Origin of the sequence: Shewanella sp. S1-49-MNA-CIBAN-0167 (genome assembly GCF_040310145.1) — a bacterium.
In the GTDB taxonomy this organism is placed as follows: domain Bacteria; phylum Pseudomonadota; class Gammaproteobacteria; order Enterobacterales; family Shewanellaceae; genus Shewanella; species Shewanella psychromarinicola.
The window spans coordinates 1-597 of sequence record NZ_JBEOPO010000112.1; the positions used below are offsets into that span (position 1 = coordinate 1).

Genomic DNA, 597 nt, shown 5'->3' on the forward strand with positions numbered 1-597 from the left:
TGGCTTTTTTGCTTTCTAGCATTTGAAAAATCATATTCTCAGACCCAAAACGGATGACTGAGACATATGTACCTATTTCGAGCCACAAATTGTACCTATTACACCCGCATGGTATTGCCTGCTTATCTGCGTGATAAAGGCTTCGCTGCCGACATCAAAGTATCTTTACTCACTAAACAGCGCTCAATCGCGATTGGCCGTAACCTTGTGGTTGCGGGTCTCTTACGACCATTAATCAGTAGCTTAACGCCACAATCACAGCCAGATGCGTTTAAAGCACACGTTAATCAATTGATTAATGATGCCCGTGTAGGCTTTACTGGGGTAACAGAAACGCTTGATGAAAACGCCAAGCCAGTGCGGGAAATCATCCAGTTTATTCCTACTCGGCCAACGCAATTAGCCCATAATAGTGCGACATATGACAATTATCCCTCATCAACAAACTTGGCTTTTTCAAATTATTCGGATAATAAAAAGCAAACAAATTCAGTTGCTAACATCACATTGACGGATGCACTAATTAAATTTATTGCGTCTAAACAAAAGCAGTCTGTCTCAGTGTTAACGGTAAAGCAGCTAAATCAACGTATAGGC

General features: G+C 41.2%; 1 protein-coding gene. It reads left to right on the plus strand.

Annotation, left to right across the window (positions count from 1 at the left end; genetic code table 11):
• Positions 1-66: 66 nt before the first annotated feature.
• A partial coding sequence (locus AAEZ00_RS20610; protein ID WP_351089735.1) for a hypothetical protein occupies positions 67-597 on the plus strand: 531 nt, incomplete at its 3' end.